6 protein-coding genes are annotated in these 11,686 nt (G+C 44.6%); 2 read left to right on the plus strand and 4 right to left on the minus strand.

The features are described from left to right. Nucleotides 1-42: 42 nt before the first annotated feature. The gene (locus ACSYSR_RS00105; protein ID WP_489816502.1) at nt 43-510 is read left to right on the plus strand and encodes a DUF2798 domain-containing protein; all 468 of its coding nucleotides are present in this window, start codon (nt 43-45) and stop codon (nt 508-510) included. Nucleotides 511-624: 114 nt separating this feature from the next. Here the strand turns inward: ACSYSR_RS00105 and ACSYSR_RS00110 are convergent, their stop codons facing one another. Next, nucleotides 625-2,010 (minus strand): MDR family MFS transporter, encoded by a 1,386-nt coding sequence (locus ACSYSR_RS00110; protein ID WP_489816501.1) that lies wholly within the window; start codon nt 2,008-2,010, stop codon nt 625-627. Between the two features lie 140 nt (nt 2,011-2,150). On the opposite strand from ACSYSR_RS00110, the gene ACSYSR_RS00115 reads away from it, so the two are divergent. Beyond that, on the plus strand, nt 2,151-2,759 hold the full coding sequence (locus ACSYSR_RS00115) for a TetR/AcrR family transcriptional regulator (protein WP_489816500.1): 609 nt from the start codon (nt 2,151-2,153) through the stop codon (nt 2,757-2,759). A gap of 126 nt (nt 2,760-2,885) precedes the next feature. Here ACSYSR_RS00115 and alsS read toward each other — a convergent pair whose 3' ends face one another. From alsS to ACSYSR_RS00130, 3 genes are all read right to left on the minus strand, one after another. After that, nucleotides 2,886-4,565 (minus strand): acetolactate synthase AlsS, encoded by a 1,680-nt coding sequence (gene alsS / locus ACSYSR_RS00120; protein WP_489816499.1) that lies wholly within the window; start codon nt 4,563-4,565, stop codon nt 2,886-2,888. A 236-nt stretch (nt 4,566-4,801) separates the two neighbouring features. Continuing rightward, nucleotides 4,802-6,601, minus strand: a complete 1,800-nt coding sequence (gene lepA, locus ACSYSR_RS00125; RefSeq protein ID WP_489816498.1) for a translation elongation factor 4 — start codon at nt 6,599-6,601, stop codon at nt 4,802-4,804. 554 nt (nt 6,602-7,155) lie between these two features. After that, the gene (locus tag ACSYSR_RS00130; RefSeq protein WP_489816497.1) at nt 7,156-11,505 is read right to left on the minus strand and encodes a S8 family serine peptidase; all 4,350 of its coding nucleotides are present in this window, start codon (nt 11,503-11,505) and stop codon (nt 7,156-7,158) included. Nucleotides 11,506-11,686: the final 181 nt, after the last annotated feature.

Consider the following 11,686-nt stretch of genomic DNA (forward strand, 5'->3'; position numbering starts at 1 on the left):
TATATGCTAAGTTGGAATTAATAAGAAAAGGAGCATTGATGAATGCCACATAATTTTAGAGAAGAACTAATTTTCATGTTAATGATGGCTGGCCTGATGGTTTTGGGTATGTCCATTTACAATATTTACCTCGCTGACGGGCTAACAGATGGTTTCTGGCACGAAGTCATCGTTGGTTACCCCCTTGCTTTAATCGTTGCCTTGGTTTTTGACGGTTTCCTCGTTGGTCCCTTGGCTAAGATGCTGGCTTTCAAGCACATATTTCCCCGCTTCAAAGCAACGGATGGTCTCCAGATTCCTCTAACCATCTCCATACTGATGGTTTTGGGCATGGTTACTTGCATGTCCTTCTTTGGTATCTTAATCAAAGGACACTCACTAGCAGCCTATCCAAAGGCTTGGCTTTTCAACCTGCTTTTGTCCTTACCAATGCAAATATTAGTTGTTGGGCCAATCGCCCGGGCGGTGTTAGCAAAGATTCAACGATCTGTAGGACCAGCTAAAAACTAAATCAGAAAATTTTTATTCAAACAAAAAAGTATCCACCACTGCCCCGCTGATTTAAAATTAGTGAGACAAACCGATGGATACTTTTTCTTTACAATTGACTTCGTTGTCAGTGCGTTAACTCTTTGGCTCAACTTGCTTTGGCAAAAAAACGGCCGGAATAAACATCACAACGGTAATAGCCATCGACCACCAAAAGGCATGTTGATAAGCAACAATGTTGGCACCAAAGGCCGGGTGGATCACAATGTAAGCGGCAACGACAGTGGCCACTAGTGCTGAACCGAAGGCGCCACCAACGTTTTGAAAAATTCGTGCGCCAATGTTGGCTTGCGGAATCAATTCCTTTTCCATCCCCAAGAGAATTGTGGTCATCAGTGGCATAATCACACCACCAACCCCAAGGCCACGAACAAAGAGCGTAACACTAACAATGCCCATGTTCGTGTTGCTATTAATCCAACCAAATGGAATCGTCCCAATTAAGGTCAATGAAAGGGCCAGCCAAACCACATAGCGAACTCCGCTGTGCTCGAGTAATTTCAACAAGACCGGACGAATCAACAGCATCCCAATTCCCTGGGGCAGTAACCAAAGTCCGGTTGCTAAAACAGACAGCGACCGCCCTTGTTGGAAGTACAATGGTAAAATCAGCATTGGACCATTCGTTACCATCCCAGCTAAAACCAAGTTAATCGTTGTCGCTGAGTAAACTGGCGACTTAAACAAAGCAAGTGGCAAAACTGCTTGGTCTTTTTTGTACCTCGCCCAAATCCAATAGGCCACAAAGGCCAATAACCCAGCAGTCACATAGAGACGGGTGTCGGCATTGTTAAAGCTGGCCCAATCGCCAGCACGCGAAAGGCCATAAATAACAGTGGCCGAACCTAATCCTAGCAAAGCAATACCAAGAGCATCAATCCGTGCTGCTTTATTCAAGGCTGGAATATTTGGTACCTTCCAAATATTCATGCCTGTTGCAATAACCATAATTGGTACGTTGATCCAAAAAATCCATTGCCAATTGCCATATTCAACAACAAGTGCTCCAATAATTGGACCAAAAATGGGGCCAACCATAATTGGCAACATCACGACCATCATCAATTTTTGCAAATGTTCACGCGGTGCTAAATTGACCAGCATGGTTGTGACTAGGGGAATAATCAAACCAGCCGCAAAGCCCTGAATGACTCGGTACAAAATCAAGACATTAATGTCATGACTTAATGCTGCCCCCACCGAAGACAAGCCGAAGAATAGTTGCGCTGCCAAAAAAACAAATTTTCCATTAAAGCGCTGCGTTAACCAGCCCGAAAACGGCAAAGCAATACTGGTGGCCAAACCGTAGGCTGTAATAATCCATTGCACATTCCCTAGTGTAGTATGTAAATCACGACCGATATCGTTAACAGCGATATTGGTCATAGTTGTATCAAGCATCGGCGCCAAAAGGCCAAAAGCCAAAATCAGCGCAACATTGCGTATTTTTTTAATTTCCATTTTTCCACTCTGTTTAGTTTATTTGAAAAAATAAGGAACGTTTTGTTCTCTATTTTAATTCGCTGATTAATATACTCGGCTATTAAACAAAAGTCAATAAGATACATAACGTTTCTTATTTTTTGTGTTAAACTATTTTTATGGAAAAAGAAACGCAAACCAGAAAACGTGGGTTAGCCCTCGAACAAACAATCTATGCGGTAGCATTACACCTTTTTGACCAACAAGGTATCGATGCAGTGACTTTTAAAAATGTTGCTCATTTTGCCCAAACATCCAGGAGTGTCTTGTATCGTCGGTGGGACTCACCATCGGCCCTCTTAGTGGATGCGGTCCACCATTGGGCACACGAAAATTCTGGGTTCCCAGAGGATTTAGATCCCCAATCCTTTCCCGATACTGGCAGCCTGCGTGGAGACCTCATTGAAAACGCCCGGCAAATTGAGGGACTGCATGAACGCATTAACCAATATTTGATTAAATTTACACTCTATCAAGCCATCAATGGTGAAACCATCAATGATGACCTCTTAAAAAAGGCCGAGGAAGGTGCCGTCGAGCTTGGAACTTTGTTAGCTACTCGGGCTATCAATCGCGGTGAATTAAAGACAGTTCCCACCAAAGAGGTCTTAATGCTCCTGGGTAATCTCCGCCGCTACTATTCGTTTATCGCCACCCAGCAAGCACCAAAACCAGAAGAATTAATCGACCAAATTGTCCTCCCAGCTTGGGTAGCTAACCAGCAATAAAATCAGCATTGGCCTACTAAAAAAGCCTTTCAGATAATTTTTCTGAAAGGCTTTTTTCATTAATGAAGTTGTGAGGGTGGCATTAGTTCAAATAAAAGGATCTTTTGACCGATAACCAAACCAACATTACCCCTCCGATTCAATCAACTGAGATCCTAATTCAAAATTGTGTGAATAATCAACGGGTATGTCAACAACAACTGGCCCCTCTGTTGCAAAGGCTTCTGTCAAAACCGCATCAAGATCAACTGGTGTTTCAACACGCAGTCCCTTAGCACCAAAGGCCTCTGCGTATTTCACGATATCAATGTGACCAAAGTCAACACCGGCAGCTTGACCGTCATACTTCATTTCCTCTTGAAACTTAACCATATCATAATGGGCATTATCATTCCAGACGATATGCACCGTGTTCAAATGCAAACGGACGGCTGTCTCCAATTCCATTGCAGAAAAGAAGAATCCACCATCACCAGAAACAGAAACTGATTTGGCATTCGGACGAACCAGCGCAGCGGCCATTGCCCAAGGCAGGCCGACCCCAAGTGTCTGCATTCCATTAGACGTCAAGAAGTGACGAGCAACATACGACTTAAAGTGGCGGGCCATCCAAATATAATGTGAGCCAATATCGGTCGAAACTGTCATGTCATCAGTCACGTGACTTTGCAAGGCCTTGATAACATTCAACGGGTGGTTCAAATTGGCTTGTGCTGGCGTGTATGACGGCTCATCAGAGGCCTTCAAATCAGCCTTTAACTCTTGCAATGGGCCCTGGCTTTCTACCGGCACCTGATAACCTGCAACCTTCTTTGTCAAAAGTGTCAATGATTGAGCTAAGTTACCAACCAATTGGCGCGTGGGGACAAAATTATTGTCAATCTGAACTGGCGCAATATCCATGGCGACAATTTTCAAATCGTTTTCCTTATTCCAATTTCGTGGTTCATACTCGATGGCATCATAGCCAACCGTCACAACCAAGTCAGATTGCTTCAGCAACTTATCACCAGTTTGGTTACGGAAGAGACCAACCCGACCGAAGTATGATTGAGCTTCCAAGTCACGCGAAATCACACCGGCTCCCTGGAAGGTTTCGACTACTGGCAAAGGCGTTTGTTTCAATAGCGTATGCAGGGCCGCCACCGTGTCATCATCAGAACCACGGGCACCGACAAGCAAAACGGGCAACTTGGCCGCCTTAATTTGTTCAGCCAACCAGTCTAAATCAGCTAAAGCAGCTGCCCCCTGACGAGGCTGGTTCACGACAGGCAATGCCGGGCTGTTCACTTCAACATCATCGACGTCCTGTGGCAAAGAAACAAAGGCTGCTCCCCGCTTGGTTCCATTAGCCGCCGCAAAGGCATTAGCAATAATTTCAGAAATATTGTTTGGGTCTTGAATCTCAGAACTAAACCGGGTCACGCTTTGAAACAAGGCTGCCGAATTCGTTGATTGGTGCGTCAACCGATACAAGTCACGACGAGGAACCTGACCACCGATGGCTAACACTGAATCACTTTCTGCATTAGCAGTCATCAAGCCTGTCACCAAGTTGCCAACCCCAGGACCAGAAGTAGCAATAACCACACCTGTCTTACCAGTAATCCGTGAAAATGCCTGAGCCATAAAGGCGGCATTTTGTTCATGCCGGGTCACGATCAACTTTGGTACCCGTTGTCCCTTTTGTGGGTGCTCAAGTGTCTCGAACAAACGATCAATCTTCGCTCCTGGAATGCCAAAAACGAGATCAACCCCGTGATTCACTAAGGAATCTGTGACAATGTCCGCACCATGTTTTTTCATTTTAAATTTTCCTTCTTTTTTATTAATATTACAATTTTTAGTCTATGCTTCGAAACAATAAAAGTCAATTTAGTTCAAAAATTATCAAATTTTTATTTAAATATTAAAACCAAACAGTTATTTTGGCCATTTTTTTGCGAATATCTCGATTATTTTTGAATATAAATTCTAAATAAAAATCATAATTTAGTATTAAAAAAAGCCCCAAAGCAAGCTGCGCTGGGGCTAATTCTTAATTATTTTAATGAAAGTAAAGCATTAAAAACGTCTTGTGGTAATTCAATATCAGACTGAGCCGCCTGACGTTTGTTGGCACTTTGACGGCGAAGGAGCGCCTGTTTTTTCGAGATGCTCCGTGCTTGACCATTGACTGCAGCATTTTTACGCAATGGTGGTACATCAACACGGGCAATGACACGCCCTTCCACGACCGCTTGAACTGGCATTGGATAAAGACGTCTTGGAACCGTCCTCTTTAACTCATGGACTAATTGCTGCGTTTGCTCACCCACTCGTGAACGATGAGTGACAAAGGCCAGTGCATCGACCTGAGCATAGTTAACCTGCACGTCGACCTTGACCAAATCAGCTTCCTGATAGCCAATCGGTTCCGTACTAAATGAAGCATAACCGTGTGAAAGTGACTTTAATTGGTTGAAGAAATCGTAGGCGATTTCAGATAAAGGCATTTGATAGACCAGGCGGACGTAATCGCCCTGGTTCCCCATATCCATGAAGACACCTCGATAATCATCCGCTAGTTTCATCAGTTGATTAACCGAATCGCTTGGCGTCATGATAGTCGCCTTGACCACTGGTTCCTCAATGGCCAAAATTTGGTCAAAATCAGGAAACTTGGTTGGATTAGTCACCAGTACCGTCTGAATATCCTGACCTTTTTGTGCCACTTGTACCTGGTAAGAAACGTTTGGAGCTGTCACCACCACTTCAATGCCAAACTCAGTTTCCAAACGCTCTTTAATGATTTGCAAATGAAAGATACCTAGGAACCCCGCTCGAAAACCTGGCCCCAGCGCCTCGGACTGCTCAGCTGTTAAGACTAAAGAGGTATCATTCAAAGCTAATTTTTGCAATGCCTCATGCAAGACATTGTAGTCGTCGACTGGGTAAATCCCCGCATAAACCACTGGCTGACTTTGCTGGTACCCAGGCAACGCCGTTCTTGTTGGTTGAATTTGGCTCGTCAACGTATCGCCAACAGTCACCTGCTTGGGATCTTTAATCCCAGTCACGATATAACCGACTTCTCCAATGGTTAATTCGTTGACAGGCACTCGGTTTGGCTGATAAATACCAACTTCTTTGGCCAACAACTTTTGACTGTTAGCCATCAATTGCAGCGCGGCACCCTTTTTCAGAGTTCCATCGATGATGCGAACTTGGGCAATGACCCCTTGAAAGGCATCATATTCCGAATCAAACACCAGGGCTTTGAGAGGGCTGCTTTCCTCACCGACCGGTGCCGGTAATTCATGAACAATTGCCTCCAAAAGGTCCGCTATTCCCAAACCCGTTTTGGCTGAAATATGGTAAATTTGACGATTGGCTAAGGTCTGATCCAGTTGTCTAATTTGTTCTTCGCCCTCGTCAACCTGAGCACTAGCGGCATCAATTTTATTTAAAACCGGCAAAATGGGCAGTCCCAATTCATGGGCCAACCGCCAGTTAGCAACAGTTTGTGCTTGAACGCCCTGAGTTGCATCAACTAAGAGGATAACCCCATCGGTTGCTGATAAACTTTTTTTGACTTCATAGTTAAAATCAACATGACCCGGTGTATCAATCAGATTTAATTGATAATCTCGGCCGTCATTGGCCCGATAAGTATTTTGCACCGTCCGTGACTTGACCGTCACGCCATGTGCTTGCTCGACACCCATGCTATCTAATAACTGGGGCGTCATTTCCCGGTCCGAAACCGTCTTGGTTTTCTCCATTAACCGATCCGATAGCGTTGACTTGCCATGGTCAATGTGGGAAATAATCGCAAAATTACGAATTAATTTAAGGTTCATTGTTCAGTTTCTCCATTCGAATGCTGTGCACGTTGAATGGGGCTGAAAAGACTTCAATCCCATTCCGTTATCAGAATGAGAAGCCAACAAGTTGAATTGTCATAATTCCTTTCTCCTTTCCTTTGGTCAATAAAGGGTAAAAACTGATCAGCGTGTTCACAATTCTGATCAACGACTGTATAAATTTCTTCCGCCATTTCAACCAGGACGAAAACCAAGGCCACACCAGAATGATTTTATAACTGAATTCTTGTCAGCGTTCATCCCGATTTATTCAGTTGAAATCACTATTCTTATTAGTATTTTAACATAGTCATTTCGCCTTTGTTCGGATTACCTAGAATTCTCCCAACCGCATTTTTTCCTAGTAGAATAAACTGTTCTTTTCCTGTAACTCGCCAAATTATTAAATTATTCATGAAAAAAAGGCAAATCAAAGCGATTTGCCTTCTTCCAAGATTAATTTTGCTTTTTGTTAAGCACACTTATAAGTTAACATTCCATTTAAATCAAATTATTATTGGATTTTTATCATTATCTCCTTTATTTTTTTATTAAAAAAACTTATTAATCAAAGCATGCCAACTATCAATTAGTGGTGACAATAGGTGGGTTTTCCAACTCCACCAACATCCGACTGGCTGGAAATGGAACCAGTCCCTCCAGCTTCCATGTTGCCGTTGTTGACTATGTGCCTGGTCGTCATGCCGTGGTAATGGCCTGGAAACTTGGTTGCCTAGTCTTGGCCAGGATGGCCGATGATTAACAACCGCTTTTTGCCTATTAGGCGTCGGTGGGAATTCATTTACTATCACTGTAACCACTTTTGATTCATTCCCGTAGGCATCAATTGTTTTGAACTGAACCGCTTTATTTTCTCGGATTGACACATCACCCTGATATGTTTGCCATTGCTGACCCTGATTTAATGAATAGACAATCGTCAGATTGTTATCACTTGGACTATTGGCCGGCTGATTCGCTTTTGCTGTTAGCAGCATTGGGAACAGTTGATTAACGCTAAAACCAGCTTTTGCAATCGTGGGTGCTGGCAAAGTGCTTTGATAATAGCGGACATTCACCTTCTTTTCAGTCCGGTTGCCCACAGCATCACGGATTACCAAAACCGCCCGGTTGTCACCTTCCGTCAAGTGGAAAGGCACCGAAAACTCGGTTATCCCACCAGTGGTCTTTTGGTTAAAAGTCAGACTAAAGTTTTTCTTAGCAATCATATCGCCATTAATCATCAGTTGGTAACCATCATAGTTGTCACCAGCTTGCCCTTTCAACTGGTAAGCCTTTTGGTTAGTTTTAACTTGATAAGTTCCATCATTTAGTCGTTCTAGCGTCCTTTCGTTCATCAGGTTTAGCTCCGGCAAACTAGTGTCAACGTAGAATCTCAAGCCACCATCAACCAAAGTTTGACCACCAACAATCAGCTGAATTGGCACCACGGTTTTGGCATTTGGCTTCGCCTCTACTACCGTTTGAAATGCTAGCGTTTGCGGATCGACTGCTACTGCAAGCCGCTTCCCTTGGCTTTCACCAATCAATAGCTGATCCACTGCTTGGCGCAGATGCCCACTAATCGTGAGCTTTTGTGTTTGCTGGTTATAGTATCGTGTTTGAGCAGTCACTGTATTTACAAACAAATTAATAAAATGATCAAAGGTAATCATTGGCTGGTTAGCGTTAACTAGCAGCCAATCCTTAGCCGGCTCACCCTGACCTATCCCGGTCCGCCCTTGACTAACTGGACTCAGCGTATTCTTGATCATCCCCGGTTGACTCTGTTTAATGCCATTAACCGGAGAAGGGAGTGTTGATGCAGGCTGATCAACCAAAAAATCAGCGTTAGGCCCTGAAAGCGTAAAAGATTGCTTCGTCAGATTGCCTGCGTTATCGAATGCTAAAATTTGAATTCGATTCTTTTGGTTAGTATGAAATGCCTGAAGCTGGTCCGGACTCATTGGCAACAATAATTGTTGATGGAGCTGGTGGTTTTCTTGCAATGGCTGGTCAACAATTGTCAAAAGCCCATTAACAACGAAACCAATTCGGCCAAAGGTATCAATACCACTCAAGTCGTCCGTCAATCCAGCGGCCAGACAAATTGATTTTTTTGATTGGGCGGCGGATGGATTCAACTGTTTTTTTACTTGGAAATGTGGATTGGTCACCACCGGGCCATGTCGATCAACTTTGATTGGAAAGATTAACCGCTGACGAGTAGGTCGTCCACCAGCTGAACCATTTAGTCGACCACTAGCCGCTTCAGCAGAAAGTTGGTAGTAATACTGACCATCTGCAACAGGCTCATTTCGGCCCGTTTTACCATTCCACCGATCACCACTCCATCCATGGCCACTAGCATCATACGTTGTAAATTGATCACGTCCACGTTGATAATAGGACTTCAGTACTTCGTCATCAACACTGACCCTTCGCAATGGTTGCTGGCCAGCCCACCGGTCTTCAGCCGGATTATGCTGATAGATTTCGGCCACCACGTGATGGGCGTTGCGCCAGAGGTTAAGGAGTGGTTGCGAATAGCCGTTCATCATCGCCAAATCTGGTGTAATCGCAATATTTTCCGGAATGATCTTTCCCGCCTTGTTCAGACCCAAAGGTACTCGTTCACTATCAACGAGGGCCGATTGGCCAAAGTAGGAATCAGGATCCCAGGCAGGCCGGTCAAAAATTTGCTGGTTTTGCCAATCGCCGTAGTAACCAAGATATGGCATGGCTAACTGTGCCCCTTCTTTCAGCTTATGACCAGCGGAATCAACCGGCTTAAATTGTAAATAGCCTTCAACAAAGCCCCCTTTAGCCTGGTCGGGCAAGGTCAAACCAAACAAAACGGCCACTCGCTGATGGGCAGGAACCCGAATAATTTTCTGTTCACTATTTGACACTTGCTTTGCCGCATCAGTTCCAATCAGCGACAAATCAGCACCCAAAATTTGCTTATCCGTGGCCATCTTTCCTGGTACCGAACCATCGGTCCAAACACGGTGGTCCGTCTGGTAACGAAAATTTTGCTCATAGTCACTCTGATTTTCCAAAAAGACTTGCAACGTTTGCTTAGACTCCGAAAAAGCTCCCAAAGAAAGCGATGAAGTCCCTTTTGAGGTTGTTAGCTTAATCCGACTGTCGATTGCATCATCAACCCGAGCTAATCCTGCCCCCTGAACGCGGGGCGAAATAATGGCTGACGTTTTTTCGTCGACTAATGGCCGTGCAGTGTTCATCAAAGCAGTCTTTATATGCTGGCTAATTTTGGGGGCTGGTACCCGTCCAGCCAACGATTGGGCGAACAAAGCAGCTGATCCGGCCATGACTGGCGTCGCCATCGAAGTCCCTGACATGTAATCATACCGGTTATCATTCAAACTCGATAATAACCGACCACCCGGAGCAGTAATGTCGGGCTTTAACTGTAAATCAGGCGTTGGCCCATAAGACGAAAAGGAAGACAGGTGGCTCAATTTAGCCGGGCCATCAGTCGGAATATCATAAGCCAGGTTATTCGACGAAGCCACGGTCAAAGCTGAATCGAGTACACCAGGTGAACTGAGCGTTCCAGTATCGTTTGTTTGGCGTGTATTAATGACATTCAAACCAGTATTAGAAGTCGACAGACCAGCGTTGCCCGCCGCAACGACCGGAATGCTCCCCTGCTGAGCAGCCAAATTAATGGCGCGCTGTTCCGGGCTGTCCTGATCAACATTACCGCTAGCAGATCCCAAGGAAAGATTAATCACATCCGCCTTCAGAAAAACAGCATCCTCAATTGCTGCAATGATATCATCACTACTCGCACCACCACCAGTATTCGAGAAAACCTTCATGTTTAGCAGCTGTGCATTCGGTGCAGTCCCAATTGCATAATGATTTTGATCAAAATGAGCAAAATTAGGCAAGGCCGAATAGCCGGCCGCTAAACCGGCAACATGCATGCCATGCATCGAATTTTTATTTAAATCAAAGACCGTATTCACCGTTCCATCAGCATAGTTGTAAGAATAAGGAACCTTTGCCGATGAATAGCAACCATGACCAAGCCGCTCGATGGCCTGTTTCGCCTCTGTTTGACTAATTTTCTGCTTAGCTTCCTTGCCAAGAGACATTAACTCGTGCTTAGTATCAATGCCCGTGTCAACAATTGCAATGACCGTCTTGTCCCCTCTTAGATGATGGTGGTGCCAAGTTGTCGAAGCCTGCACAATTTGATCTGCGGCCAAATCTTGCGGTTGGTAAATATTAGCCGGCGTCACGCGTTTGACCCCAGCAACAGCTTGAACATCCTTGACATCCTTAACTCGCGTTACAATCGACATAGTATTTGTCAAATAACCAAATTCGTGTTGGGCTTTTTTCTTAGCAATTTTTTCGACTGCATCCCGGGCCGATCGTTGTTCCGCTACTACTTGTTGACCAGCAGCCCGAACTTCCTTAATATTGTTCTCCCGCGCGTTTCGCCGCACGCGTCTTGCTACCGGGTCTTGTTGGCGTTGTAATCCAGCGACTAGGGTCTTTTCTTCTTGCAAAGCTGCTGGTGGCCGATCAAATTCAACCATTAAGGTTACTGGACTGTTAGCCAATGCCCGTTCTGATTTGGGCACTGGTAATCCTTTAGCCTTGAGCTGACCCTTCACTCGGTTTTTAAATTCCTGATCTGCTTGCTTTCGAAGACGCCGATGATCTGCGATCATTTGTTCTTCTTGATGATTTTGGACCGCTGATTGGGCCTGAGCCTTAACTGGGTCCTTGTTGGCTTGTTTCACAGCTTGCTTGGCAAACTGATTTTCCATTGCTGAGGCAAAAAGCCCACCTTCAAGCACAGTAGGTGCTAACAGAAATGCTAGCAATATCAATCCTAAGCGCTTTTGCCGATAGTACATAAGACAACCTTCCTCTCTACCTCTGTTGAGGTGTTGATTCCACTTGTCTCTTCCTATTTCTACCATCATTATAGGAAGAATCGATTGGCGATACAACTTTTTTCACCAACAGAGCCAAAAAGAGATTGGTTATGTCAAAAAATTTGGAACATTTACTCAGCCTTTCTTCAGAAAAGAAAAC

The organism is Fructobacillus sp. ESL1096 (assembly GCF_058511985.1).

Coding starts and splice junctions, on each gene's coding strand:
- ACSYSR_RS00105 (WP_489816502.1), top strand. CDS start 43: ATGCCACATAATTTTAGAGAAGAACTAATTTTCATGTTAATGATGGCT.
- ACSYSR_RS00110 (WP_489816501.1), bottom strand. CDS start 2,010: ATGGAAATTAAAAAAATACGCAATGTTGCGCTGATTTTGGCTTTTGGC.
- ACSYSR_RS00115 (WP_489816500.1), top strand. CDS start 2,151: ATGGAAAAAGAAACGCAAACCAGAAAACGTGGGTTAGCCCTCGAACAA.
- alsS (WP_489816499.1), bottom strand. CDS start 4,565: ATGAAAAAACATGGTGCGGACATTGTCACAGATTCCTTAGTGAATCAC.
- lepA (WP_489816498.1), bottom strand. CDS start 6,601: ATGAACCTTAAATTAATTCGTAATTTTGCGATTATTTCCCACATTGAC.
- ACSYSR_RS00130 (WP_489816497.1), bottom strand. CDS start 11,505: ATGTACTATCGGCAAAAGCGCTTAGGATTGATATTGCTAGCATTTCTG.